Source organism: Hymenobacter taeanensis (assembly GCF_013137895.1).
GTDB classification, from domain to species: Bacteria; Bacteroidota; Bacteroidia; order Cytophagales; family Hymenobacteraceae; genus Hymenobacter; species Hymenobacter taeanensis.
Genome location: NZ_CP053538.1, coordinates 982150 through 1009034, shown reverse-complemented (window position 1 = coordinate 1009034; position 26885 = coordinate 982150). Strand labels below are relative to the sequence as shown.

Annotated in this window: 22 protein-coding genes; 16 read left to right on the top strand and 6 right to left on the bottom strand. The window is 58.8% G+C overall.

Annotated features, from left to right (window positions below):
* Positions 1 to 115 precede the first annotated feature (115 nt).
* From HMJ29_RS04365 to HMJ29_RS04350, 4 genes are all read left to right on the top strand, one after another.
* A complete protein-coding gene (locus HMJ29_RS04365) occupies positions 116 to 1453 on the top strand; it encodes a PQQ-dependent sugar dehydrogenase (RefSeq protein ID WP_171590321.1) in 1338 nt (445 codons plus the stop codon).
* 144 nt (positions 1454 to 1597) lie between these two features.
* Positions 1598 to 2266, top strand: coding sequence for a spermidine synthase (locus HMJ29_RS04360; protein ID WP_171590320.1), 669 nt, complete (start codon positions 1598 to 1600; stop codon positions 2264 to 2266).
* A gap of 86 nt (positions 2267 to 2352) precedes the next feature.
* Positions 2353 to 2988 carry a DedA family protein gene (locus HMJ29_RS04355; RefSeq protein ID WP_171590319.1) on the top strand — a complete coding sequence of 212 codons (636 nt, stop codon included), beginning with the start codon at positions 2353 to 2355 and terminating at the stop codon, positions 2986 to 2988.
* A gap of 153 nt (positions 2989 to 3141) precedes the next feature.
* A complete protein-coding gene (locus tag HMJ29_RS04350) occupies positions 3142 to 3885 on the top strand; it encodes a shikimate dehydrogenase family protein (protein ID WP_171590318.1) in 744 nt (247 codons plus the stop codon).
* A gap of 34 nt (positions 3886 to 3919) precedes the next feature.
* On the opposite strand, the gene HMJ29_RS04345 is transcribed toward HMJ29_RS04350, so the two are convergent.
* Positions 3920 to 6406: a TonB-dependent receptor gene (locus HMJ29_RS04345; RefSeq protein ID WP_171590317.1), complete on the bottom strand. Its 2487-nt coding sequence runs from the start codon at positions 6404 to 6406 to the stop codon at positions 3920 to 3922.
* A 323-nt stretch (positions 6407 to 6729) separates the two neighbouring features.
* Between HMJ29_RS04345 and HMJ29_RS04340 the strand changes: the two genes are divergently transcribed.
* Together HMJ29_RS04340 and HMJ29_RS04335 are read left to right on the top strand one after the other, a co-directional pair.
* Positions 6730 to 7914 (top strand): sensor histidine kinase, encoded by a 1185-nt coding sequence (locus HMJ29_RS04340; RefSeq protein ID WP_171590316.1) that lies wholly within the window; start codon positions 6730 to 6732, stop codon positions 7912 to 7914.
* Positions 7915 to 8115: 201 nt separating this feature from the next.
* Positions 8116 to 8880: a LytR/AlgR family response regulator transcription factor gene (locus tag HMJ29_RS04335; RefSeq protein ID WP_171590315.1), complete on the top strand. Its 765-nt coding sequence runs from the start codon at positions 8116 to 8118 to the stop codon at positions 8878 to 8880.
* Positions 8881 to 8976: 96 nt separating this feature from the next.
* Here HMJ29_RS04335 and HMJ29_RS04330 read toward each other — a convergent pair whose 3' ends face one another.
* The 3 genes from HMJ29_RS04330 to HMJ29_RS04320 all read right to left on the bottom strand — a co-directional run bounded on the left by HMJ29_RS04330 (position 8977) and on the right by HMJ29_RS04320 (position 13497).
* A complete protein-coding gene (locus tag HMJ29_RS04330) occupies positions 8977 to 11538 on the bottom strand; it encodes a TonB-dependent receptor (RefSeq protein WP_171590314.1) in 2562 nt (853 codons plus the stop codon).
* A 187-nt stretch (positions 11539 to 11725) separates the two neighbouring features.
* On the bottom strand, positions 11726 to 12571 hold the full coding sequence (locus HMJ29_RS04325; protein WP_171590313.1) for an ABC transporter permease: 846 nt from the start codon (positions 12569 to 12571) through the stop codon (positions 11726 to 11728).
* Complete coding sequence (locus HMJ29_RS04320; protein ID WP_171590312.1) at positions 12568 to 13497, bottom strand: ABC transporter ATP-binding protein; 930 nt, start codon at positions 13495 to 13497, stop codon at positions 12568 to 12570. The genes HMJ29_RS04325 and HMJ29_RS04320 overlap by 4 nt, the downstream gene beginning before the upstream one ends.
* Positions 13498 to 13703: 206 nt before the next feature.
* On the opposite strand from HMJ29_RS04320, the gene HMJ29_RS04315 reads away from it, so the two are divergent.
* Together HMJ29_RS04315 and HMJ29_RS04310 are read left to right on the top strand one after the other, a co-directional pair.
* Entirely contained in the window at positions 13704 to 15011 is a 1308-nt protein-coding gene (locus tag HMJ29_RS04315; protein WP_171590311.1) for a histidine kinase, read from the top strand.
* Positions 15012 to 15185: 174 nt separating this feature from the next.
* The gene (locus tag HMJ29_RS04310; RefSeq protein ID WP_171590310.1) at positions 15186 to 15935 is read left to right on the top strand and encodes a LytR/AlgR family response regulator transcription factor; all 750 of its coding nucleotides are present in this window, start codon (positions 15186 to 15188) and stop codon (positions 15933 to 15935) included.
* Positions 15936 to 16011: 76 nt separating this feature from the next.
* On the opposite strand, the gene wrbA is transcribed toward HMJ29_RS04310, so the two are convergent.
* Complete coding sequence (gene wrbA / locus HMJ29_RS04305; protein ID WP_171590309.1) at positions 16012 to 16623, bottom strand: NAD(P)H:quinone oxidoreductase; 612 nt, start codon at positions 16621 to 16623, stop codon at positions 16012 to 16014.
* A gap of 411 nt (positions 16624 to 17034) precedes the next feature.
* Here wrbA and HMJ29_RS04300 point away from each other — a divergent pair, with 411 nt between their 5' ends.
* The 6 genes from HMJ29_RS04300 to HMJ29_RS04275 all read left to right on the top strand — a co-directional run bounded on the left by HMJ29_RS04300 (position 17035) and on the right by HMJ29_RS04275 (position 23731).
* Entirely contained in the window at positions 17035 to 17724 is a 690-nt protein-coding gene (locus tag HMJ29_RS04300) for an RNA polymerase sigma factor (RefSeq protein WP_171590308.1), read from the top strand.
* Between the two features lie 4 nt (positions 17725 to 17728).
* A complete protein-coding gene (locus HMJ29_RS04295) occupies positions 17729 to 19321 on the top strand; it encodes a hypothetical protein (protein ID WP_171590307.1) in 1593 nt (530 codons plus the stop codon).
* Between the two features lie 119 nt (positions 19322 to 19440).
* Entirely contained in the window at positions 19441 to 19806 is a 366-nt protein-coding gene (locus tag HMJ29_RS04290; RefSeq protein ID WP_171590306.1) for a DUF6970 domain-containing protein, read from the top strand.
* A gap of 234 nt (positions 19807 to 20040) precedes the next feature.
* Positions 20041 to 22077, top strand: coding sequence for an excinuclease ABC subunit UvrB (gene uvrB / locus HMJ29_RS04285; RefSeq protein WP_171590305.1), 2037 nt, complete (start codon positions 20041 to 20043; stop codon positions 22075 to 22077).
* 216 nt (positions 22078 to 22293) lie between these two features.
* Positions 22294 to 23016, top strand: a complete 723-nt coding sequence (locus HMJ29_RS04280; protein WP_171590304.1) for a GAF domain-containing protein — start codon at positions 22294 to 22296, stop codon at positions 23014 to 23016.
* Positions 23017 to 23191: 175 nt separating this feature from the next.
* Entirely contained in the window at positions 23192 to 23731 is a 540-nt protein-coding gene (locus HMJ29_RS04275) for a hypothetical protein (RefSeq protein WP_171590303.1), read from the top strand.
* On the opposite strand, the gene HMJ29_RS04270 is transcribed toward HMJ29_RS04275, so the two are convergent.
* Positions 23700 to 24206, bottom strand: coding sequence for a DUF421 domain-containing protein (locus HMJ29_RS04270; RefSeq protein ID WP_171590302.1), 507 nt, complete (start codon positions 24204 to 24206; stop codon positions 23700 to 23702). The genes HMJ29_RS04275 and HMJ29_RS04270 overlap by 32 nt on opposite strands.
* 163 nt (positions 24207 to 24369) lie before the next feature.
* Here HMJ29_RS04270 and HMJ29_RS04265 point away from each other — a divergent pair, with 163 nt between their 5' ends.
* Both HMJ29_RS04265 and HMJ29_RS04260 read left to right on the top strand, forming a co-directional pair.
* Entirely contained in the window at positions 24370 to 25905 is a 1536-nt protein-coding gene (locus HMJ29_RS04265) for an ArnT family glycosyltransferase (RefSeq protein ID WP_171590301.1), read from the top strand.
* Between the two features lie 164 nt (positions 25906 to 26069).
* Positions 26070 to 26873, top strand: a complete 804-nt coding sequence (locus HMJ29_RS04260; protein ID WP_171590300.1) for an outer membrane beta-barrel protein — start codon at positions 26070 to 26072, stop codon at positions 26871 to 26873.
* Positions 26874 to 26885: the final 12 nt, after the last annotated feature.

Below are 26885 nucleotides of genomic sequence, written 5' to 3'. Positions count from 1 at the left end.
ACAGCCAGAACCAACTAAAGCGTAACCAACTCAGCAGAAAGGAGTAAGTAATAGCTGTTTGGCTCCCTGATGAATGGAGCTCAGGTACTTATTTATCCTCGCTTTTCAGTTGATAATGCATTCCTCTAAATTTTATCCGGCCTTGCTGAGCTTAGGCCTATTGGCAGCTTGCGGCGGCCCGTCTAAACAAGAAAAGGCCGAAGCTGCCGCCGAAACTCCCGCTGATACCATGGCTACTACTGCCACCAATGTCAAGCTGCCTGAACCCTACGCTACCGAATCGGCGACTAAACGGAGCAAGGTTATTGGCTGGCCCTCAGGGAAAACTCCCACCGTGCCTGCTGGCTTTACCATTCAGGAGTATGCCGGCAACTTCCAGAGCCCGCGCTGGGCGTACGTTACGCCCAACGGCGATGTGCTAGTTGCGGAGGCCAACACCGTCCCGACTACCCCCAAGAAGAAAGTGACGGCTGCCCTAGACCTGGACCCTTCCAAATCACTGCGGGCAACCAGTGCCAACCGCATCACGCTGCTCCGCGATACCAACAAAGATGGCAAACCCGATGTGCGGGAAACCTTTCTGGCTGACCTGAACCAGCCGTTTGGTATGCTGGTGCTGGGCCAGTATTTCTACGTGGCCAACACCGATGGCGTGTGGCGCTACCCTTACCAGGCCGGTCAGACCAAAATCACGGGCCCGGGCGAAAAGATTCTCAGCTTACCAGAGGGCGGGTACAACAACCACTGGACCCGCAACCTGCTGGCTAGCCCCGATGGCAAGAAGATTTACGTATCGGTGGGGTCTGGCTCTAACGTGATGGAGCACGGCCCCGAAAATGAGGAGCGTAGGGCCAATATTCTGGAAATTAACCCTGATGGTTCGGGGGAGAGAATTTATGCCAGTGGTCTACGCAACCCCGTAGGAATGGATTGGGTGAAAGGCACCGGCCAACTCTGGACGGCCGTGAACGAGCGTGATGAGCTCGGCGACGAGCTGGTACCCGATTACCTGACCAGCGTACAGCAAGGCGCTTTTTACGGCTGGCCCTACTCGTACTACGGACAGCACGAAGACCCACGCCGCAAGGGAGAGCGGCCTGATTTGGTGAAGAGGGCCGTGGTGCCCGATGTGCCCCTGGGAGCACATACAGCTTCACTGGGGCTGGCTATTTATGATGGGCAGGCTTTCCCGGCCAAGTACCAGGGCGGGGCGTTTGTTGGGCAGCACGGGTCCTGGAACCGTTCAGAGTTCTCGGGCTACAAAGTGGTATTTGTACCGTTTAACAACGGCAAGCCTAGCGGCAGTATGCAGGACTTTGTTACGGGTTTCATTGCCAACGAAGAGAACAAGGAAGTGTACGGTCGCCCGGTGGGCGTAACCGAAATGCCCGACGGCTCTTTGCTAGTGCTAGATGATGCCGGCGAGAAAGTATGGCGCGTAGCAGCCATATAAAGTAAGCCAGCAACGCAAAACAACTCGTAGCTCGCCCCCTCCAAACGATGGGAAAGGCTGCCCTGTTTTGCCACAAAGGGGCCTAGAGCGCAGAACCTGCGCTTTAGGCCCCTTTTGCGTGGTAGCTGCCGTACCTTGGGGCTCATGAACCAGTTGCTTGCCTCATTGCGCCGAATAGTTAGCTACGCCATGCCGCTTACGCGCCGGGTAAAGACGGCGTACAGCGGAACAGTAGAAATTACGATGGACCACGGCCACAAAACCCTGGACACCGCCCACGCTAACTATTCTTATGGCTCTTTGCAGCGGGTATTGCGCTACGGCCTGCAGTTCACCCAACCCGAAACGGCCAAGCAAGTACTGGTGCTGGGCCTGGGAGGAGGCAGCGTGGTGGAGGTGCTTCGGAAAACGCCGGCTTTTAAGGGGGATATTACGGCCGTAGAACTTGACCCCGTGATTGTGCAGATTGCCGACGAGGAGTTCAATGTGCGTTCCGACGAAACACTGCACATTGTATGTGCCGATGCCTTTGCGTGGGTGCCGACTGCGCCCGAGCAGAGTTTTGACCTGATTATTATTGACTTGTTCCTGGACCTGACCCTGCCAACGGGCCTCAGCTCTGGCAGCTTCTGGGAGCATATAGCGCGCGTGGTGCAGCCTAACGGGCGTGTGCTGTTTAATAGCCTTACTGCTAACTCCGTCCTGATTGACCAGCAGCCCGCCGACAGCTACTGGGCTCAGCATGGTTTTGAAGTAAAAGAAGTGGAAGTAGAGCTACTGAACCTGCTCTACATTCTGCGCAGGGTGGCCTAGGCGCCTACCTATTTCATGTATGCACCCGCAGTGGTGCCGGTGGTTTAGCAGCCAAGTGCTTTCTTTGCAGGCTCAAACCTCACTCTATGGAAATTGTTGATTTCGTCCTGCACCTGGATAAGCATTTAGCTGCTCTGATTCAGGACTATGGAACCTGGACCTACGCCATTCTTTTCCTCATCATTTTCGTGGAAACGGGCGTAGTAGTGCTGCCCTTCCTGCCCGGCGACTCACTGCTGTTTGCAGCAGGCTCTTTAGCCGCACTGCCCGGCTCACCCCTCAACGTGTGGGCCCTGATGGGGCTGCTCATTCTGGCGGCCGTACTCGGCGATGCACTCAATTACCATATCGGCGACTATCTGGGGCCGCGGGTATTCAGCGGCAACTCGCGTTTTCTGAAGCGTGAGCACCTCGAGAAAACCCAGGCCTTCTATCAGAAGCACGGAGCCAAAACTATTATTCTGGCCCGCTTTATCCCAATTATCCGCACGTTTGCGCCGTTTGTGGCGGGCGTAGGTACCATGAGCTACACCAAGTTTCTATCGTACAACCTGGTGGGGGCCGTGGCCTGGGTGCTACTCCTTACTGGAGCCGGCTACTTCTTTGGCTCCATGCCTTTCGTGCAGAAAAACTTCTCACTGGTAGTTGTAGCCATCATTGTACTGTCGGTGCTGCCGGCGGTATGGGAGTTTTTCAAGGCGCGTCGCGCACCGGTGGCGTAAGCAAGTTCCCTACCCGGCAGCAGTGGCCTACCGCTGCCACAGTAACCCGGGAGCAAACGCTTGAGTTACCTGAAAAATAAAAAACCACCCGCAGGCTTTGGGCCGGGGTGGTTTTTTTGTTGCTTTAACGAAGTTGACCCCAGTGCTTTCTATATGCGTGAATTTGGCTTGATTGGTCGTACCCTGCGGCACTCGTTTTCTCAAACGTATTTCACCCAAAAATTTCATAACCTCGACCTGGCCGACCACCAGTACGAGTTGTTTGAATTAGGGACGATTGAAGAGTTGCCGGCACTGCTAAACGAGCACCCGAACCTCTGCGGACTGAATGTGACCATTCCCTACAAAGAAAAGGTGTGGCCATTTCTAACCAGAGTGGCTCCTTCAGCCGCGCGCGTAGGGGCCATCAATACCATTGAGTTCACGCAGGATGGGTACCTCATTGGGCATAATACCGATATGGTGGGCTTCCGCGATTCAGTCAAAACCTTTCTGCCGCCGGGCTTTACCGGTCGGGCGCTGGTGCTGGGCAGCGGGGGCGGCTCTAAAGCCGTAGAGGTTGCTCTCCGCGACCTGGAAATCGGGTACTGGGTGGTTTCACGCAACCCGCTAGGCCAGGGCCTTACCTACGACGACCTCACGCCGGAGGTCATGCGCGAGCATCCGCTCATCATTAATACCACCCCCTTGGGTACCTTCCCCGATGAGCACGAGTGCCCACCCATCCCGTACGACACGCTCACGAGCCAGCATTACCTCTACGACCTGATCTACAACCCCCGCGAAACCGAATTCATGAAGCGCGGTTTAGCCGTAGGAGCGCAAGCTAAAAACGGGTTTGAGATGCTCTGCATCCAAGCTGAAGAGGCCTGGAAAATCTGGAATACGAAGTTATAACACCCTAATCCACTGTACTCACTCGCTCACTCCCTTATTGTTGCCCCTGGCCACCGCCGCCACCTTTAGAGTCGTCGTTGCGGATGGTTTTACGCTGGCGCTGACCGCCATCTAGTTTGCCGAAGCGGTAGTTGAAGGAGAGCCGTACGGAGCGCTGGTAAGAGTAAAAGCTGCCCTGATTGATGAAATCAGGCGTAATGGTGGTGCTGCGAAACTCGCGGCCGGGGGCCAGAAAGTTGTTTAGGCCCAGCGTGAGGTCGGCTTTTTCCGCGAGCAGCAGTTTCTTCGCGCTCAGGCCATAGTACAAGCCCCCGGAGTAGCGCGTTTGGAGCTGCACCCCACCCGTCCAGAAGCCGCCGTAGCCTTGCAGGGTGTAGTTCTTGCCCAGTTTATAAGAGGAGTTTATGCTCATATACATGCTGGCCCGGCGGTTGGGGCGGCTTAGTATGCGGCTGCGCAGGGTGGTGTAGTCGGCGCTTAGGTTGCTGCTCAGGTCCCAGTCTTGGAGGGGCTTCCAGGAGCCATACAGGTTCACGCCATAAACAGAGGCCGTGGCCAAGTTGCCGTAGGTTGTCTCGTTGCGAGCCAACGTTTCATTATACTGGCTATAGCGCTCAATGGAGTTGCCCGTGCGCCGCACGAAGCCCGAAGCGTTGAAGGACGTTTTCTCGCCGAAGGTGCTGTACGTAAGCTCCGCCAAGTCCGCAATTTCGGGGCGCAGCTCAGGGTTGCCGAAGTTTACCGAGTTAGGAGTAACCTGGTTCACATACGGGTTCAGGAAGTAAATCTGAGGGCGCTGGATGCGGCGTGAATAGCTCAGGCGTACCGTTTGGCCTTCTTTCTTCAGCGTGCGGGTGGCGCTCAGGTTGGGCAGCACGTTCAGGTAGTTGTTTTGAAAGCTACCTTCTTCATTCTGAAACTCGCCCTCAATGGCGGTGCGCTCCAGGCGCGTACCTAGGCTCAGGGCGTATTTCTTACCCACCGCAACGTTATAGGTACCGTAGGCCGCCAGCACGTTCTGGTGGTAGTTAAAGCGGTTTGAGCGCAGGGCGCTACGGACAAAAGCTGTTTGTTCACTGGCCAGTAACGTATCCACGGTATAGTCGCTGCTGGCCTGCCGACGGATGTGCTTAGCGCCTGCCTCCAGCGTGTTCTTCTCCCCAAACGGGTGAGTATAGTCGGTCTGGAGGGTGGTTTCGAGGTTGCGAGCAAGATTGTGGCTGGCTTCCTGGTACTCAACGGGGCCTCTGAAATCACTAGTCGGGAACTGGTTGAGGCGATACTGCTCGCGGCTGCGGCTGCTGGTATGCTGGGCCAGCACGCTCCACTCGCGGCGTGGCTGTTTCTCCCCAAAAGTGCGCGTGTAGCCCGCGTTCAGGTCGTAGTTGCGGCTGTCGTCGCGGCGGCTGATGTCGCGGGTGTACAGCGTATCCAGCTGGGGCTGGCCTATATATTGGTTGAAGAGCTCCTGCGGGGCGTTGTTCTTATACAGGTTGCTGTTGCCGCTGATGGTGAAGCTGTGTTGGGGAGAGGGGTCGTAGGTGAGTTCAACCTGCCCGTAGCCGCCCTGGCCCTGGTTGCGCGAGGTAGTGCGCTCCGTAAGCTGGCCCGTGGTGCCGTCAGGCAGGTAGCTGGTGCGGTTGGTGCTGCTCTTAAAGGGGTAGAGGCTGCGGAAACCGCTGAGCTTAGTGTTGATTCCAACTACGCCCTGCTTCGCGTTGAGCGCGCCATTTATGCCCTGGTTGCGGTTGCCGCCGTTGGCCCCTATGTTGCCACTTATGCCCTGTAGGCTGTTTTTCTTCAGCACAATATTGATTACGCCGCCTGAGCCTTCGGCATCATACTTGGCTGAGGGGGCCGTAACTACCTCAATGGCCTTAATCTGGTCGGCCGGAATCTGTTTCAGCGCATCTGCTAGGTTACCAGCGAGCAGGGCCGAGGGCTTGTTGTTGATAAGAATGCGCACGTTACTGGTACCGCGCAGCTGCACGTTACCTTCCCCATCGAGGTTCACTAAGGGGGTTTTGCGCAAAATGTCGGCCGCCGTGCCACCGGTATTGCTGGGGTCCTGCTCGGCATTGTACACCAGGCGGTCGGGCTTGTTTTCCACGATGGGCTTTTCACCCGTTACAGTTACACCGGCCAGATTTTGGGCCGAGGCCGTTAGTGTAAGGCTGCCCAGCTCAGTGGCAGCGCCAGTGAGGGTTACCGCTTCTAGCCGCGTAGCGTACCCCACAAAGCTGATTTGTAGCCGAAAGGAGCCCGTAGGCAACTCCTTGAGCTCAAAGCGGCCCTGCTCATCGCAGGTAGCGCCGGTGAGCGGCGCGGTGCCCGTGGCCGGCAATAAAGCCACGGTGGCGTACTCTATGGGCTTTTGAGTAGCGGCATCCAGCACGCGCCCGGTCAGGCGGCTGGTGCCCTTGGGGGCTGACGCCGAAGCGGGGATAGGGGTGACGGTTTGCGCGTGGGCAGCTGCGGCCGGCAGCAACGCCAGCAACATTAGCGTAATGAATGGCTTCATCTAAAAAGGAATAGGCTAAAAAAATAGAATGGTTGCAGAGTAGAGCAGCCCGCACGCTAATTGGTGGCACAGTGAATCAAACGTAGAGCTTATTTCTTCTGAGACTCTTATAAATTCAACCAACGGCATCCTGCCCTTCTACTAAACCCACTTCTGCTCATACCAGCATGATGAAGTAGCCCAGCAAGCTATCTGCCCGGTATTTCGCTGATGCCATCACCACATTGATTGAAGCTTGGGTGCTGCTGGTTGAAAAGAGCGGGGCACTGGCCTACTAATACTTACTTTAGAGCTGGAAGGCGTGTAGTGCCCCCAACTTGCGCATGCGTACTTCTTTCTCCTCGGCCCGCCGCCCTCTGCAACTTCCCCGGTTCCTGAAGAGCCTGCCCTGGCCGCACTTAGTATGGCTAGGCCTGTTGCTGTACTTTGATGTGCAGCTGCGGCTGCTGCGCGTAGGCCCGTTCCTGCCCGCCCTCGAAGAGCACTTCTGGCTCAACGCCATCCTCACCGACGTGCTCGACTCAGGTCTGTTCTATCTGAACTGGCTCCTGATGCCGCACCTGTTCGTCCGGACGCGGCTGCCGGGCTACTTCCTCACGCTAGTTTTGGGGCTGGCCACGTTCACCGCCCTACGTATTGGCTTGAGCTATGCCTTTGAGGAAGTGAAAATTCAGGGCGTGCCCCAAACGCTGGCCTACTACGTGCAGGTGCTGCAGGCCTACTACCTGCTGCTGGGCGGGCAGATTCTGCTGCTAAGCTTTTTCCTGCGGCTGGCCGGCGACTATCTCCGCGAGCGGGACGACCGGCGCGAGCTGGAACAGCAGCACCTGCGCACGGAGTTGGCCCTGCTCAAAACCCAGCTGCACCCGCACTTTCTGTTCAACACGCTCAACAACATCTATTCCCTCACGCTGAATGCCTCGCCGCAGGCCCCCGAGGCAGTGCTGCGCCTCTCGGAGCTGATGCGCTACCAGCTCTACGACAGCGCCGCCGATACCGTGCCGCTGGCCCGCGAAATCAGCCACCTGCAAAGCTTCCTGACGCTGCAGCACCTGCGCCTACCACCTGATGAGGCCGACGAAGCCATCCAGCTCACCATACTGCTGCCGCCGGGCGCCGAGCACGCCTACCAGCTGCCGCCCATGCTGCTGTTGCCGCTGGTAGAAAACGCCTTCAAGCACGGCGACCTAGCCGCTAGGCCTCATGTGGTGCGCCTTTCCCTGGAGCTGGCCGACGACGGGCAGCTCCACTTTGCGGTGCGCAACCGCCGGGCTGCCACCGGCGCAGTGCTACCCGGGCGGGGTGGCGTAGGCCTGGCAAACCTCAAGCGCCGCCTTACCCTGCTCTACCCTGGGCGCCATGCCTTGGTGGTAGTCGAGAACAACGAAGAGTATTCCGTCAGAATGTCGCTGCAACTGGATAAGAAGACACTTGCCAGCTCAAGAGCTACCCCAGTACCGCAGGAGGTTCCGGCCCCTGTTGCGCCTGCCTCTCATCCACTGGCCTAGCCCTGGTAGGCAATACTGCAAGCCCGCTATACCGGGCGTCACTGAAACGACTCTCGCTACGTTGCTATTTCAGGGTAGCAAGTAGTCAGAGGGGGGAGAGGTGCTTCGACTGCGCGGACGCCAGATCAAGCATGATGAGCTGTAAGCTCGTTAAGCAGACCTCTTTCAACAAACCACTTCACCACTTCGCAACTTCACCAAATGGAACCACCCATCTCGCGCCGCCCCCTTACCTGTGCCATCGTCGATGACGAACATCTGGCCCTGAAGGTGATGGCGGAATACTGCGGACAGGTACCGTTTCTGGAGTTGAAAGGGCAGTTTCATGATGCGCTGGCCGCCGTAGCCTTCCTGCAGGATAACCCCGTAGATGTGGTTTTCCTGGATATTCACATGCCACGCCTGACTGGCCTACAGCTGGCGCAGCTACTGCCCCAGCCCGGCCCGCGCATCATCTTCACCACCGCCCACCCCGACTACGCCGTGCAGAGTTACGAGCTGCCGGCCCTGGATTATCTGCTGAAGCCAATATCCTTCGAGCGGTTTGTACAGGCGGCCCACCGTGCCCGCGCCGCCCTAGGCCACTCGGCTACACTCCCGGCTGCGTCCGCGTCCGCGCCAGAAGCGCCTGGCGAAGTTCTGGCTGGAGAAGCCCTGTTCGTGCGCCACGATAACCGCCTGCGCCGGGTGCCAGTGGCCGATATTTACTACGTGGAGGGCCAAAAGGAATACCTGATGCTCTACACCGGCGGCGGCAAAATCCTGACGCTGCAGTCGTTTCGGAAGCTGGAGGAGCTGTTGCCACCGGGCCGCTTTGCCCGCATCCACAAGTCGTACCTCATCAGCCTGCGCCACCTGGAGTATGTGGAGCGCACCCGCGTGCAAGTACACGGCACGTCCCTCCCCATCGGTGAAACCTACCGCGACGCCTTTATGGACATGCTACGGTATCATGGGAAAATGTGAAGTGGCCTACGTGTCATTGCGAGGAGGTACGACGAAGCAATGACGGAGCCGCTAGGCCACCCTAATACTTCACTCTATCACTTCATCACCCAAAACCTACTGCTGACCCTGGCCGGTGCTTTCACCCTGCTTGGTGTCGTCGTTCTGGATGCTGCGGCGGCGCTTCTGGGGCTGAGTGGTGGTTTTGCCGAAGCGGTAGTTGAAGGCCAGGCGCACCCCACGCAGGTAGATATAGTTGTTGCTCTCCTGGCGGAATTGGCCGGGGCTGTTGAGCTCAATGCTCAGGTTGCGGGTAGCCGTGAGGAAGTTGTCGGCGTTCAGGGTCAGGTCGGCCTTGTCCTTGAGCAGGTTTTTGCGCAGGCCCACGGAGTAGAATGTCCAGGCGGCTTGTTTGCCCTGCAACTGCACGCGTGGCGAGTTGAGGCCACCAAAGAACTGCAGGCTCAGGCCCTTCTCAAATTTGTAGCTGGAGTTCAGGTTCAGGTTGTACATCACCCCATCATTGTTGAAGCCCAGCGCCGGGCTCTTCAGCGACACGTAATACACGTTCACGTTGCCGCTCACATCCCACTTAGGAATGGGCTTCACTGAGGTAAATAATGACACCCCGTAGGTAGCGTTGCGCCCAATGTTGCGGAAAGTCTGGTTGTTAACGCCAAACTCATCTACAAACCGGTACGACTCAATGGCCTTATTGGTGCGGCGGGCGTAGGTTGAGATGTTAACTACCGAGCCTTTGATGAAGGTGGTGTAGTTCAGCTCAAAGCTGTGCGTCAGCTCGGGGCGCAGCTCGGGGTTGCCGTAGCTCACGTTGAGTGTATCGGTGGTGTTACGGAAGGGGTTCAGGTAGAAAATCTGGGGGCGCTGAATGCGGGTAGAGTAGGCCAGGCGTACCGTTTGCCCCGGCTTCTTGGGGTTCTGAGGCTGGTAGCTCAGGCTCACGTTTGGCAGCACGTTGGTGTAATTCTGCTTCAGGCCGGAGTTTTCGCTGAGCTGTTGGGCAAAGCGGCCATCAATGCGTGTATTCTCGGCGCGCGCCCCAATGCGGGTGCTAACCTTTTTGCTCAGGTTAAAACCGTAGGTGCCGTACGCCGACAGTACATCCTGGTCGTAGTCGAACACGTTGGAGCGGGTATTGCTCCGGATGAGGGGGCCGTTACCGGTCTGGTCCTCTGACACGTCGTAGTCGCTGCTTACGCGGCGCAGAATGGCTTTAGCGCCCGTTTCCAGCGTGGCCGTCTCCGAGAAGGGCTGCACGTAGTCGGTTTGCAAGGTGGTCTCCAGGTTCTTAGCCAGGTTAAGGCTCTGCTCGCGGTAATCAACGCCGGTTTCGGGGCCTAGGCCAAACCCAGTGTTGTTGAACTGATCGAGGGCGTACTCCTGGTTGTTACGGTTGCGGGTGTGCTGGGCCAGCACGCTCCACTCGCGGCGCTTTTGCTCAAAGGTGCGGGTGTAGCTGCCGCTCAAGTCGTAGCTCTGGGTGTGAAACTTGCGGTCGAAGTCGCGCAGGAACTCCTGCTGCACCGGGAAGATGCTGTTGTTGTAGAGGCTCTGGTCGCCGCTGTTGCGGAACAGGTTGCCCTGCAGGCTCAGCGTAAGGTTGTGGTACTTGGCGGGGTCGTAGTCGAGGCTTAGGCGTCCGAAGCCGCCACCACCGATGGTGTTGCCGCTGCCGGTCTGCATCAGGGAAAGCGCTTCGCCCCCGGCAGTCAGGGGCAGGTAGCGGCGCAGCTCACTGCGGTTGGGGCTGTAGAAAGCAAACCCGCTCACTGAGCTGCTCAGGCCCACTTTACCCTTGCGGTAGTTGAGCGTAGCGTTGCCATTGGAGCTACGCGTGCCACCGGCCAGGCCTACGGAGCCGTTCAGCCCTTCGAGGTTATTCTTCTTGAGAATGATGTTGATAATGCCCCCGGTGCCTTCGGCGTCGTACTTCGCCGAGGGCGTGGTAATTACCTCCACGCTCTTGATCTGGTCGGCCGGAATCTGCTTCATGGCATCAGCCACCGAGCTGGCTACAATGCCCGAGGGCTTGTTGTTGATGAGCACGCGCACGTTGCTGGTACCGCGCAGCTCCACGTTGCCATCGGGGTCCACGTTTACCAGGGGCACCTTGCGCAGCACATCGGCCGCAGTACCCCCCGAGTTGGTAATATCCTTATCAGCATTGTACACAATGCGGTCGGGCTTGGTTTCTACCACGTCACGCTCGCCGGTTACGGTTACTTCACCCAGCTTCTGCGCCGATGACTCCAGTGTAAGAGTACCCAGGTCGGTGGCGCCATCAGTAATTGTAACGTTCTGAGTACGGGCCGTGTAGCCCAAAAAGCTCACCTGCACCCGGTAAGCGCCGGCGGCCAGCCCTTTCAGGGTAAAGCGGCCCCGATCATCGCAAACGGTCCCATCAATGGGGGTAGTGCCAGCCAGGGGCAGCAGAGCTACGGTAGCATACTCAACGGGCTTCTTGGTAGTGGCATCAAGAATAATACCCGTGAGGCGGCCGGCACCCTGCGAGGTTTGTGGTAAAATGGGCTTAGCAGCGGGTGCCTGCCCCGGTGTACCGGCTGGGCGTGCCCCAGCGGGCGGCGTGGTTTGGGCTACAGCAGGGGCCGAAAGCAGGCCCGTTAGCAATAAGGATAGCGGTAGATAGGCGTTTTTCATCGGAGAAAAGCAGATTGCACTCGCAAAGAGCCGGTAAAAAGGAGGAAGTAGAAAGTAAAAGCAGCTGAGCTGTAGGAAGCGGGTGCTGAAGGGTAGAAATAGAAGACTGAATGGTAACGCTGGCGCAGAGGCACCGTTGAGCTTAGAAGGGTTGCACTACGCCGAAGAAAAAGATGAGCTAGGCCACCTAATCGGCGCGGCGCAGCTGCAGCAGCACGTACCCAATGAGTAGGGCACCGGCAAACCACGCCAGGCTGTACCACTCGTGCCTGAACAAGGTGTGCGCAACCTCCAGGCCACTAAGCTTGCTCATCTTCATCTGCATGGTAGTGCCCAGGGGTGCCGAGTACGGGATTTTGTCGACGTGCTCCCACCGGAGCAGGGCAATGGTGACTACCACTGCGCCCATGCCCACCCCCACTGGCACCACAAAAGAGCGCCAGTACAAACTCACGATATACTGCACCGCCAGCAGCCCCAGCGTGGCCACGTAGGTGTGGCCATACATCCAGAGCACTGTTTGCAGCGGGGCCTGGTGGGTCTGGAAGCCCAGCCCCGGCTTCACTAGGCCTAGCAGGAAACCTGCGCCCAAGAGCGCAGCCACAAACAGCAGCAGCGCCAGCGCGTTGAGGCCCAGCAGTACCAGCAGCTTAGAAAAGAACACCGCGCCGCGGCCCACTGGCAGCGCAAACAGGTGTTTCCAGGCGCTGGATTTAGTTTCAATGTTTACAATTAGGCTGGTGAGTAGCACCACAAACAGGGGCAGCAGCAAGGTGCCCGCCGTTTGCCAGGCCATGCTCACAAATTGCGGCCACGGATTTACGCCACCCTTAATGATGTACTGCCCCTTAAAGTAAAGAATGCAGAACGTGAGCAGTACGGGCAGTACCCCACTGAACAGCGACAACCGGAGGGCGGCCGTGCGGCGCAGCTTCAGCATATCACCCGACAACGTGCGCTGCAGCTGCTGCAGAGGAGAAGGGGCAGCCGGCAGGGCTACGGCAAACTCGGCGGAGGGTAGGGTAGCGCTCATATAGCGGCGTTGGTTTCAGTGAGGTGAAGGAAAGTGTCTTCGAGGCTGGGCTGCTCAGAGCGTAAGCCGTAAATGGGCTGGCCGGCGGCTACCAGTGCTTCGGCCAGCGTGGCTACCTGCTCGCGGGAGTGGTAGGGCAGGCGCAAAGAGCCCAGGCCGGTAACAGTGGCCTCAGCCAGCAGCTGGGGCAGCAGGTTGCGGCAGGTATCGGCGCTTTTCGTTTCCAGCACCAGGTTGGCCCGGCCAGTCTGGAGGTGCTGCAGCTCAGGCAGGCTACCCTGAAATACCAGCTTGCCTTGCTGAATAACGCCCACGTGCGTGGCTACTTTTTCAATCTCAGCAATGAGGTGGCTGGAGAGCAGAATAGTTTTACCCAGGCCCTGCAGGCGCCGTAGCAGCTCCCGCATCTCAATAATACCGTTGGGGTCGAGGCCATTGGTGGGCTCATCCAGCATCAGTAGGTCGGGGTCGGGTAGCAGGGCCAGCGCCAGGCCTAGGCGCTGCCGCATTCCTAAAGAGTACTCCTTGGCGGGGCGCCCCGCCGATTCAGCGCTAAGGCCTACCAGCTCCAGCACCTCACTCGTGCGGGAAGCCGCTATGCCCCGCAGGCGGCGCGTGGCCTCCAGGTTCTCATACCCGGTAAGGTGGTCGTAGAGGGAAGGGTTTTCGATGAGGGCCCCCACCCGGCTGAGCAGGGCCACCCGGTGCTTGGCTAAGTCATACCCAAACAGCTGCACGGTGCCCGCCGCCGGCCGCAACAGGCCTAGCAGCAGCCGCATGGTGGTGCTTTTGCCCGCCCCGTTTGGCCCCAGAAACCCATAGATGCTGCCGGTGGGTACTTGCAGGTTAATATCGTGAAGGATAGGCCGCTTGCCGAAGCGGAAGGACAGGCCCTGGGTTTCCAGGAGTAGAGCAGGGGTAGCCATAGCACAGAAAGAATGGGAGAACCTGGAGCAAACGTAGGGCAGGCTCTATATCTACTTTCTGCTATTCAACCAACGCAAAGTACCAGGCCCGTAACGGCTGGTTTTACCCATCAAACACTACCACTTAGTCCTTGATCTGGCTTAGGCCACTTTCACCAGAGGTAAAGGGCCGTTGGCGGTCTGGGCAGGGAGGTTGATTGAAAAGGATGGCCCTTCGCACAGTGGGCTTCGTATTTTTCGGGATGGAAATATCATCCGTACCGCTTGTTGGCCTGAGTGCAGAAGAAGCCGCTATCCGGCGGAGCTGGCGGGCCCGGCTCGGCTCCCTGTTGCGGCCCACTAACTGGTCGGCGGCACCAGACGCCGGGCGGGTACCCCGCGGAATTCATGCTTTGCTCTGGCTCTGGCTGCTGGCCTTCGATGGCCTAAAGCTCATTGGCCCGGTTTCCGCCCTTGCTCACTTTCCGGCTACGGCTGCTGAGTGGCAGCCGCTGCTGTTGTTGCTGGGCCGGTTGCTACTGGAAGATATAGGAGCCGCCACGTTGTTTTATCTCACGTGGCGCTGGCTTATTCCGCGTACGTTGGCCCGGGCCCAGGTAGTTCAATACATATTGCTGGCCATAGTGCTGGTGGCGCCCTACGCATTGGTAATAGGAGAAGTAACCTACCACACGTCGCCGAGAAAGGCAGGACGCGCCTACCAGGTCACGGAAACCGCTCCTGGGCAGAAAAAACCTGTTACTACCGTTGTGAAGCCTGCTAAGTCGGCTGTTTCGGAGGAGTGGATGCGCGTGTTGGTTGCCGGATTCATAGGAGCGTTCATTGTGGGCAGCAGCTCGGCCCTGCGCATCACCGGCGACTACGTGCGTGGGCAGCGTAACCGCCGGGAGCAGGAGCGCCAACAGCTGCTCACGGAGCTAGCCATGCTCAAAACGCAAATCAACCCGCACTTTCTCTTTAATACGCTCAACAACATCTACTCCCTCACCAGCCGCAAGTCAGACAAAGCCCCGGAGGCAGTACTGCGCCTGGCTGAAATTATGCGTTATCTGCTCTATGAAAGCAGCACTGATACCGTGCCGCTCAGCCGGGAGCTAGCCCACCTGAACGCCTTCCTGGACTTGCAGCGCCTGCGTTTGCCCGCTTCAGCACCCGATGCCATTCGGCTGGACATTAGCGGTACCTCACCCGACTGCGCCCATCCCATTGCGCCCCTGCTGCTGCTGCCGCTGGTAGAAAACGCTTTCAAGCACGGCGACCTGGCCGCCAGGCCAGTGGCGGTACATATTACCCTGAATCTGGACCCCGGTGGGTTAATCCGGTTTTCGGTGCTGAATTATGTGGCCGACCCCGATGCTACCCGTGATTTACCCAAGCAGCCCGGCGGCGTGGGCCTCGTGAACCTGCACCGCCGCCTGGAGTTGCTGTACTCGGGCCGGTACACGCTAGAGGTGCAAACGCCGCCCGGCCAGCACCAGGTTACGCTCACGCTGCAAAGCGAACAAAAGACGTAGCGAGTGGCCTAGCACAATCAGATTTGCAGCCACAGGCAACCGTTCGGCCTCGCATGAGCATCTCACGGGCATAAGCTCTGCCAGCTGGGTATACTCCTGCGCAAAATGCCGGGGCCAGTATATTTACCCCCTCACATTAGTCTGGCAACTATCCGCTAATTCTACTCTTACTCCATGACCTGCGCTATTCTCGATGATGAACCCCTGGCTCTCGACCTGCTGGCCGACTACTGCGCGCAGGTACCTGGCCTAGAGTTGAAAGGGCAGTTTGATGATGCCCTGGCCGGGTTAGCTTTCCTGCAGGATACGCCCGTAGACCTGGTTTTTCTGGATATTCACATGCCGCGCCTCACTGGCCTGCAGCTGGCGCAGCTACTGCCGCAGCCCGCCCCGAAAATCATCTTCACCACTGCTTATGACCAGTATGCAGTGCGCAGCTATGAGCTAAACGCCGCCGATTATTTGCTGAAGCCCATTGCCTTTGAGCGGTTTTTGCAGGCCGTGCAGAAGGTGCGGCAGCAGCTGGCCGGGGCAAGCGCGGCGCCGGCGGCCACTGGCCTGGCGCCCGCTCCCGTTGCTTCAGCAGAGCACCAGCCCGCTTCTTCCGATGCCATGTTCGTGAAAAACGAGCACCGGCTGCAGCGCGTTGCCTTCAATGATATTCTCTACATCGAGGGCATGAAGGAGTATCTCATGATTTACACCACCACCGGTAAGGTGCTCACGCTGCAGTCGTTCAGGCGGGTAGAGGAAGTGCTGCCCCCCGACCGTTTTGCCCGCATCCATAAATCGTACCTGGTAGCCCTGAGCCGCATTGAGCACCTGGAACGGGGCAAGGTGCAGGTAGCCGGCCGGCTGCTGCCCATCGGCGACACCTACCGGGAGTCTTTCGCCAGCCTTATCAAGGCATATAATCAGTTATAGAACCAGGCAGCTACCACACAAAAAGCCCGACCAGAGTATTCTGGTCGGGCTTTTTGTGTGGTAACAAATGGCAAGTTTACTTGGCTAGCTTGCTGGCAATTTCGGCGGTGTGCCGACCCTGGAAAATTGCGCCTTCCAGCTCGTTCTCGCTGGGCTGCCGCTCGCCCTGGCCGCCGGCCACGGTGCTGGCGCCGTAGGGCGTGCCACCCGTTACGGTCTCGTGGCCCATCTGACCCTGCCAGGCGTAGGGGAGGCCCACAATTACAAAGCCGTGGTGCAGCAGCTCAGTATGGAAGGCACGAATGGTGGTTTCTTGGCCGCCGTGCTGAGTGGCGGTGCTCACAAATACGCCGCCTACTTTGCCTACCAGCTTGCCCTGGGCCCACAGGCCACCCGTTGAGTCCATGAAGGCCTGCATCTGGCCGCACAGGTTGCCGTAGCGAGTGGGCGTACCAAAGATGATAGCGTCGTACTGCTCCAGTTCATTAGGCGTAGCCACCGGAATGTGCTCAAATGCCTTTTGCGCCTCGGTGGCACCAATCTGGTCCAGAATAGCCTGGGGCAGCGTTTCGGGCACGCGCTTTACCACTACCTCGTTGCCGGATACCTGGCGGGCACCTTCGGCTACTGCTTCGGCCATTTTCCAGATATGACCATAGGTTGAATAGAACAGAACAAGGGTTTTCATGTAAGTTGGGTTTGGTAAAGTGGGTAAGAGAATTTTCGTTGGGCGCCCGGCGCCACCTACTAATGCTACGCAGGAAAGCTACCGCGAGGCTAATATATGTATATACATGATAAGTGGTGGCATTGTTGTGGTCGGGTAAATACGCCGGCTCATCTAGCTTTTGCCGGGAGTGCAGCCCGGAAATTTTAATTTTATGGGGAGGGTATGCAACCTAACCAGCGTGAACCGGCATCTCCATCCCAGAACGCCACTTACCCTGTATAAAGCGGCGCTTTAGTTACCTGTTTAGCATCAAGCTTATTCGAATTAGTAGCGTATGCAGCATTCTTACTTGCGCGGTTATGCACCCCAGGAGGGACCAGCCGCGGGTGAGCGTCTTACTGCCGGACCCCGCGCGGGCCGGACAACTCCATGAGCGCCTTGTCGGCATCAGTAGGAGGGGGCGGGCTGCGCAGCCTGTTACCTAACCGAGCCACTACCACCCGCTCGGAAGCCCTATCCTCGTCGTTATCCGCTCCTGTGCGTACTCTCACTCCGCCTTCGCAGCTCACCGACAATGAGCTGCTGGACGGTTGCCTGTCTGGTAGCCGCCTGATGCAGAAATACCTTTACGAACGTTTCGCGGGCCGCATGATGGCCGTGTGCATGCGGTACGCTCAAACCACTTTCGAGGCCGAAGACGTGCTGCAGGAAGGGTTTCTGACGGTGTTTAAGAATTTGGGCAGTTTCCGGCGGGAGTGCCCGCTCGAATTCTGGATTCGCCGTATTATGATAAACGCCGCTCTGCGCCAGCACCGCCGCAACGCGCCGCTGGTGGCAGTCAGCGACGGCGGGGAGTACCCCGAGGACCTGGCCGGCGAAGAATTTACCTTGTCAAACTACAATTTCGAAGAGCTCTTGAACCTGATTCAGGATCTGGCACCGCGCTACCGCATGGTGTTTAACCTGTTCGCCATTGAGGGCTACGGGCACAAGGAAATCGGCGAGATGCTGGGAATTTCCGAAGGCACCAGCAAATCACAGTATTCCCGGGCTCGGGCAATTCTGAAAAGTAAAGTAGAGCGCCTCGACGCGCAGCGTACCCATGGCTTCCGCTCCTAATAACATGTCTAACAACCCGCGCCCTTCCGGCGACCTGGAGCACTTGTTCCGGCAAACCTTTGCGGAGGCCGAAATTCAGCCCCGCACGAACCTCTGGGAACAGCTCGATCATGAGCTGGTAGTACAACAAAACGACAGCTTCCGGCGGCGCCTGGTGGTACACCGCTGGGTGGCCGCTGCCTGCCTGCTGCTGGCCCTGGGCTTTGGCAGCTGGGCCGCGTTATGGCAGTTAAACAAAGGCAACGCCGGGCCGGTAGCTGCCACTGGCACCCGCGGCGCCGGCAACTCCCGGACTGGCCTAGAGGCCGGCGCCGCCACAGATGCCCAATCTGGCAATAATAGCTCAGCCACTGAGCTGGCGAATGATGGTACACAGCCTGGCGCCGGCGCAGATGCGGCCGACCTGCTGGCCATGGGACCGTTAGGCCAGTCGGGGGTATATGGTGCGGCTACGGGGGCAGGTGCTGGTAACCTCTATTCAGGAGCCGCCGCAGCCAGTGCTGCGCGGGAACAGGCCTACGAGCTAGGCCAGTTGAACAGCTACGCCGCGGCCAACCGCCCCGCAGCTTATGGCCGCTCAGGAGGCACCGCCGAGGGTGGTATCAACTATGGCTTTGCCTCACAGGGGCAGTATGGCGCCGCTACCTCATCTGACAACCTGATGGGCCTTTCATACCTCACCTCACGGTTGCGTAGCTCCCTGGGCCTAGGCCTGCCCGATACGCTGAAGCCCTCCCTGCTGGCGCAACCCATGCCGGCAGCCGCCCAGCTGGCGGCTGTAACGCCTCCAGCGTCCGAAGAGCACCAAGCGCCGAAGCTCTGGCACCGCCTGCGGGTGGGTGGTACCTACGCGGCTTCGGCCTTCAACCCCAACATCAATTTTTCGCAGGTTGATGGCCGCGTGAATGCCGATGCCGTAACGCTGGCACTCAACAGCTATTACCGTGAGGATGCCGAAACCGAGTACCGCCGTAACCTGCGCGCGGGCCTGGCTCAGCGGGTAGCCTTAACGGTAGATTACGCCATCACTAAAAAATGGAGCGTGGGCTCAGGAGTAGAACTCGCCGACCAGCGCGCTACCTCGGCCACTTCTTATGGCTTTATTGATGGCAAGCAGGTGCGCAGCAGCGACGTGGTGCTGTTTAGCTCCGCCTCGCGGGCATACCCCACGGTTCCGCAGGAGGCGCGCACTACCTCCTATCGGTACCGGAGTGCCAGCGTGCCCGTAACGGTTCGTTATGGATCTAGCCGGCCGGGCGCTTCTCTCTACGCCAAAGTAGGGGCCGCCGTAAATGTGCTCCTGAGTACGCATTCTGAGCTGGATGGCTCCCCCGGAGTTGCCCGCACCTACACCCTGGCCTCGCAGGACTCACCCTACCGCAAGGTGATGACGACGGTGCGTGGTGGCGCAGGGGTACGCTACCAGCCTGCTACGGCCAAGTGGAGCATGGCCGTGGGCCCCGTGGCCGAAGCCGGCTTAACCACCCTCAATGCTCACCCAAACCAGGCCACTCTGCACCAGAGCCGCCCATACTCAATAGGCCTGGAGGCCAGTGTGGAGTTTGGCACTGTCCGGCCCGTGGTAGCGCTGCACTAAGCCCGCGTAACCAGCGCCGGTAAGCAGGAGGGACACATTCCCGGGCGGTTCAAACAGACCTGGAACTTTGCCGCCGGCTCAACCATTCCCTCAGTCCGGGTTCTCCTCTCATCCACCCTATGAATAAAACGATTACCCTTTTGGCAGCACTGCTGCTCTCCCTGTTCAGTGCCTGCACCGCCGATTTATCTGGCGACAACACCAATATGGTGTGCCCCAGCGACTTTTCTGCCACTCTCATTGAGCAGTTGAAGCAGAAACCCAAGCAGACCCCCGCCGCGGAGGTAACGCAGTATACCTACAAGGGCAACACAGTGTATCTGGTAACCGGAGGCTGCTGCGACAACTACAACTACCTGTTTGACCGTTGCGGCAATGTGCTGTGTGCGGCCAGTGGCGGGCTGTCAGGCACGGGCGATGGCCGCTGCGCTGATTTTACCGCCAAAGCCACCGATCCGGTGCTACTGTGGCGCGACCCGCGCTAGTGGTGAGGTAGTAAAATTGTGAAGTGGTGAAAGGCCTTGGGGCCTGAAGCGCTTTGTGGCGCTCCTGACCTGCTAAACGGCCTTAGCATGGCCGGTTTATACCGCTCTGGGCCACTGCTGCTACCCTCCTGAAAACCCATTTGCCTGGCAAGTGGGTTTTTTCTTTTGCCAGGAAACCTCCGCTATTCTAATTCAGTTATCATAGGCTACCCTTTCTGGCCTATATTTCCCTGCATGGAATACCAACTGACCTCAGAGTTTAAACCCACCGGCGACCAGCCTACCGCCATTGCGCAATTGGTGGAGGGCGTGAATAACGGGGAGCCGGCGCAGGTGCTGCTGGGTGCCACCGGCACGGGTAAAACCTTCACCATGGCCAACGTTATTGCCCAAACGGGCAAGCCGGCCCTGGTACTCTGCCACAACAAAACCCTAGCGGCGCAGCTTTACGGCGAATTCAAACAGTTTTTCCCCAACAATGCCGTCGAGTACTACATCAGCTACTACGACTACTACCAGCCGGAGGCCTACATTGCCAGCACCGACGTATTCATTGAGAAGGACCTGGCCATTAACCAGGAAATTGAAAAGCTGCGTCTGCACTGCACTTCCACGCTGCTCAGCGGCCGCCGCGATGTCATTGTGGTGGCCTCGGTGTCGTGCATCTATGGTATTGGCAACCCCGAGGAATTCGGGAAGAACGTAATTTACCTGGCGCCGGGCCTGCGGTATTCGCGCAACAACCTGCTTTACTCCTTCGTGCAGATTCTGTACTCGCGCACCGAGATGGAGTTTACCCGCGGCTCGTTCCGGGTGAAGGGCGATACCGTGGACATTTTCCCGGCCTACGCCGACCACGCCTACCGCATTTTCTTCTACGGCGACGAGATTGAGGCCATTCACAAGATTGACCCCGCCAGCGGCAAAAAGCTGGCCGATGAAAAATCGGTGACGCTGTACCCCGCCAACCTCTTCGTGACGGGAAAAGACACGCTGAATCAGGCTATCAAGGAGATTCAGTTTGATATGGTGCAGCAGCATGCTTACTTCGAGAAGGAGGGGCGCGACTCAGAGGCTAAGCGGATTGTAGAGCGCACGGAGTTTGACCTGGAGATGATTCGGGAATTGGGCTACTGCTCCGGCATTGAGAACTATTCGCGCTATTTTGATGGCCGCCAGCCGGGCTCCCGGCCTTTCTGCCTGCTCGACTACTTCCCCGACGACTACCTGCTGGTAGTAGACGAGAGCCACGCCACTATGCCCCAGATCAGGGCCATGTGGGGCGGCGACCGGAGCCGCAAGGCGGCCCTCATTGAGTACGGGTTCCGCTTGCCCTCCGCCTTTGATAACCGCCCGCTGACCTTCAATGAGTTTGAGAGTATGATCCGGCAGGCCGTGTTTGTATCAGCCACGCCCGCCGACTACGAGCTGGCCCGTGCCCAGGGTGTGGTAGTGGAGCAGATTATCCGCCCGACGGGCCTGCTCGATCCCGAAATTGACCTGCGCCCCAGCGTGAATCAGATTGACGACTTGCTGGATGAGGTGGACAACCGCGTAAAAATGGGCGACCGGGTGCTGGTAACCACCCTCACCAAGCGCATGGCCGAGGAGCTGCAGAAGTACATGGAGCGCCTGGGCATTAAGTCCAGTTACGTGCACTCCGATGTGAAAACCCTGGACCGGGTAGAGATTCTGCGGCAGCTGCGCCTGGGTGAAATTGACGTGCTCATTGGGGTGAACCTGCTTCGGGAGGGTCTTGACCTGCCCGAAGTAAGCTTGGTGGCCATTCTGGACGCCGACAAGGAAGGCTTCCTGCGCGACCAGCGCAGCCTGATCCAGACCATGGGCCGCGCCGCCCGTAACGACCGGGGCAAGGTGATTATGTATGCCGACCGGATTACGGGCTCTATGCAGCGGGCCATTGATGAAACCAACCGCCGCCGCGCCACCCAGCTAGCCTACAACCAGGAGCACGGCATCACGCCCCGCACGGTGCGTAAGTCGCGGGAGGCTATTATGGAGCAAACGTCCCTCTCTGATTACCGCATTGTGGAAGCGCAGGGCTACGCCGGCCCTTCCGAGGATGTGACGCTGGCCATTGCCGCCGAGCCGGTGGTATCCGTTATGGCGCGCCCCGAGCTGGAGAAGCTCATTAAGCAGACCGAGAAGCAGATGGAAGCTGCCGCCAAAGACCTCGACTTCCTGACCGCCGCCAAGCTCCGCGACGAGCTGGCCGCCCTCAAGCAAGTGCTCAAAACCAAGCGAGAATAGGCCATATAATACACACCAGCGGCGTAGTAGCAGGGGGCCCCCACGTAAAGCGTAAGCGCTGAGTGTGGGGGCTGTTGCATTTAGTACCTTCGCGGCAGAAAACTCCTAAAGTGAATAATCGTTAAGCAACTCGGTAAAGGTTGAGCTTGGGATGTACTACGGAGGTGCAGCTCTGGTAAGCCAGGGCCTGAAGGTGTTATTGTTGTTGAGGTAGCTATGAGTATTTCCCCCGAGTTTCATCCGATGCCTCTTGATGAGGAGGCGCGCTTACAGGCCCTGCGTCCGTACCAGCTACTCAATACCATGCAGGATGAAACCTTCGCGGAGTTGGTGCGCCTGACGGCAAAGCTGTTTCATGTGCCCATCTGCATAATTGCGCTGGTGGAGGAAGATGTAGTGCGGTTTGGCCTTAACCACGGGCTGCCACCTGCTATGGACCGGGTAAACCGCTGGGAAACGCTCTGCTCCGTAGCGTTGCTGGAAGAGGGCACCACCGTGTTTAAGGATCTGCACACCGAGCCCTGCGCCCTCATCAACCTCTCCCTGGTAAAGCACCTGAACCTGGGATTTTACGCGGGCCACGCCCTGCGCACCCCCGACGGTCAGCCCATTGGAGTTCTGTGCGTAATTGACCATCAGCCCCGCGAATTCAGCCCCCGGGACTTGGCCCTGCTGGAACCACTGGCGGGGGTAATCATGAGCCTGCTGAATGTGCGAATAGCCCTGACCCAACAGCCCCGCTGGAATCAGGAGCTCTGGACCGAGATTTACCGCCGCATTGAAACATCGGTTACCCGGCTGGAAACCCTGGCCGCGCTGGCTAACTGGGAGGAGGGGGCCGACAATGCCACCAGTCAGGCCTACCAAGCCTCCACCTACGAGGAGATGCTGCATGTTATTACCGTGCTGCATCAGCAAATAAGGGCGGCGCTGCGCTAGCTGAATATCTTTACTATACTCAGCATCAGGTTTCCTGAGCGTAAATTATACCAGTGCCTCACTTGGCCGGCAGGGTGGCCTACAGTGCATTTTTCGGCACGATAGTAGAAATCAAATAAGTCCTCGGGGGTAGTAGCACGCCCCAGGGGCTTCTTTCATTTTACTGCTTAGGTATATGTTGTTATTCGTACGCTGTGGTTTTCTGTTACCCGCCGTACTCGCACTGCGGCTGGCTGCGGCCCAGGGGCAGCCCCACACAGGTAAAGCCCCCGTGGCCCCGTTGCCAAACCTGCCGGAAACGGCTTTACAGCCAGTGCTCCTGAGTACCGTGTTACCACCGGCGGGTGGCCTACGCTTCCGGTATCAGATAGTGCGGTTGTACAATGATAGGTGCGTGTACTTGGCGCCTGCCTGGCGCGGGCAAACCAAGCTGCAGCCACCCAGGCAGGGCTTGTTCTCCAGTCCTGAACCGGGCGAAGTAGATGCCCTGCTGGTGGGTGCCGTGAATGAGCTGGCCCAAGAGGGGTGGGAGCTGGTGGAAATCCAAACCTCTGCGCAGCCGCTCCAGGCCACGCAAAAAGTAGAAACCTCCCTGGCCTACCACGACCCGCAACGGCCCACCTACACGGGTACTACCACCATCGAGATGCTCCACCAAACCCGCTACCTACTCCGCAAGCCACTCACGCCTGCTTCTTCTTCGGGACCACGCTGATGCGGCCATTGCGCTCCAGGTAGGCCTGTTCCACTTGGGTGATGTCGTCGAGGTTACCGCTGTTGCGAAGTCCTTCGTGCAGGTCTTTTTCCGAGAAACTGATTTTCCGGAGGTTGAGCGGCAGCGGCTGGCCATGCTTAATCAGGGGCAGGGCGTCGCCTTTCACCAGCCGTCCCACCGCATCAGAGTAATAGGAGATGTAAGACAGCAACCGGTACAGGCCTACCAGCACGCCACCCGCCATCAGGGTAGCCCAAAACGGAGAGGCAGCCACAATAGCCCGGCTCAATACGGCCCCGAAAATTACTTTCAGCACCATATCAAGAGTGCTGCCGCTGCCAAAGGCCTGGTGGCCTGCCAGCCGAAGCAGGGTGAGGGCCCACAGAAAAACAACAATAGCGCGAGCGCACATTTGCAGGGTAGTGATGTTGTGCGAACTCGCGTGGAGGCCGAGAAGCTCGTTGAGGAAATGCATGGGAGGGGAGTTAACAGTTCGGTAACCTAGCTATACCAAGGGGGCTGGTACCGGGTTGCTGCGGAGCTCTGGCCACCGCGGCATGTAAGCCCTGGCCGCTACCTTTGGGTGGCACACGCCCGGCCCAAAAGCCCGGCACCCCGCCCTCCTGAACCAGTAGTATATGTTGGCACCTCTAGGCCGTTGGGTATCTCACCCACCCAACCAAATATATCTTGTGCTGCTGCTGGTAGCCAGTGTGCCCTTGCTCTATGGCCTGGGTACCACGGTTATGCACCCCTGGGACGAGGCGCGCCTGGCCATTAACGCCAGCGAAATGGCCCTAAGCAAGCAGTGGCTCCTAACCACCATAGGCGGGCAGCCCGACCTCTGGAGCACCAAGCCGCCCCTGCTGATCTGGTTGCAGGTGGTTGCCATTAAGTTGTTAGGCAACACCGAGCTGGCCATCCGGCTGCCGAGCGCGCTGGCCGCTTTTGCTACCCTGAGCCTGCTGTACTGGTTTGGCGTGAAAACCCTGCGCGATACAGCAACCGGCATCTTTACCTGCCTGGTGTTGCTGACGTCGGCGGGGTATACCGGGTTTCACATGGCCCGGTCCGGCGACTATGATGCGCTGCTGGTCTTTTGGCAGGTGCTGGTCTGGACATCCTTTTTCCGCTATCTGGAAGACGGGCGGCCCCGCAACTGGTGGCTGGTGGTGGCCGGCTTGCTCGGGGGCACGCTCACCAAGAGCATTGCGGGCCTGCTGGGAGTGCCGTCGCTGGTGCTGTACGCCCTGTACCGGCGGCAGGCCTGGAAATTGCTCACTCAGCGCCGGTTTTATGGGGCCCTAGGCCTGTTTGTGCTGCTGGTGGGCGGCTATTATGTACTGCGCGAGCAGGCAGCCCCTGGCTACTGGCAGGCCGTGCAGTACAACGACCTGCTGGGGCGCTACACCACTGTGCAGAACAACAACTCCGGCTCACCGGTCTTCTATCTGTCGTACCTCAAGAACCAGCACTTTGTGCCCTGGTTCCTCTTCGTGGGGCCGGCGGCAGTGCTGCTATGGCGGCAGCCAGACCAGCTGCAGCAGCGGGCGGCCCTGCTAGGGGTACTGTTTGCGGGTACCTGGCTGCTGCTCATCAGCCTCTCCGCCACCAAGCTCAAGTGGTACGATGGGCCCGCGCTACCGGCGCTGGCGTTACTGGTAGGCCAGGGGCTGGCCTGCATCTACCGGGCGCTGCACCAGCACTACACCGCTTCCTGGGCAATCGGAGCCAGCCTGGCGCTGTTTGCGGGATTGGTGTTTTGGTGGCCCTACCGGCTCCTGCTAGAAAGCATTACTACCCTGGAACAGGGCCTATATCCCGAGTATTATCCGTACCGGACCTTTCTCTCCGCACTGCCAGCCACCCACCCAGGCCTCACCCGGTTCACGGTGCTCTCGCCGGTGCTGTTCACTGATATCGTAGCGGCCAAACCCCACGAACCTACTCCCGACTACAACCCCGTGCTGCAGTATTACCAGCTGACCTACCGCATGGAAAAGGGCCTGCACTTTCAACTCAAGAGCGCCCGCCAAATTGCCCAGCTCCACGCGCAGGATACGGTGGTGCTGTGCGCACCCCAGGTGCGAGCCCGGCTAGACTCGGTGTTTGCAACTCGCTTGCTGTTTCACGATGGGCCCTGCACTACGCTGGTACTTGATCAGCGGAAATAGGCCTGGGCCCGCTGGAGCTTGGTAAAGTAATCTGCTGCCGCTGTCGCGCACGTTTACAATCTGCAATTGGGGTGCGTCTTTGAGGTAGCGGCGCAGGCGGGTAATGAACACATCGAGCTACGGCCTTTGATGAAGTTGTCGTCGCGGCGGTGCAGCTGCAGCCCGTGGCCGATAACACCAACCCCCTGAGCGTGCGCCTCGGCAACCCCGACCTGCGCCCCGAGTACATCCACACCCTCACGGGCACCTACACACAGTTCAACGCCGTGAACAACCGCAGCGTGTTTGCCTCCCTCAACGGCAGCAAGGTGCAAGACCGCATTGTGTCGGCCACGTCGTTCAGCGCCCGGGGCGTGCAAACCACCCGGCCCGTAAACGCCGATGGCTACAGTACGCTCAACGGCTTTGTGTCGCTGGGGCAGCGCCTGGCCTGGCACAAACTGAACCTGAACCTGACCACCAACGGCAACCTCACCCGCAGCCGCAGCTTCGTGAACGACCAAGCCAACGACACGCGCTCCTGGAACCTCGGGCAGGGCGTGAGCCTCAACTCCGCCTTCAACGACCACTTGGAGCTCGGCCTGCGCGCCAACGCCACGTACCAGCGGGCCACCTACTCGCTGCTGCCCCAGCAAAACACCTCTTACTGGACCCACACCCTGGAAACCGACCTGTTCTACCAGCTGCCCAGCAACTGGGCCATCAGCAGCGACCTGTGGCTGACGCGCTACGCTGGTCGCTCCGCGGGCTTCAACCAGAGCGTAGCCCTCTGGAACTTGGCCCTCACGCGCCAGCTCTTCAAAGCCAAACAGGGCGAGCTAAAGCTACAGGCCTACGACCTGCTCAAGCAAAACCGCAGCGTAGTCCGCAACGTGACCGATACCTACCTGGAAGACGTCCGCAGCAACGTCCTGACGTGGTATTTCCTGCTGAGCTTCACCTACAACCTGCGGCAGTTTGGGAGGTAGGGCCTTCGACGC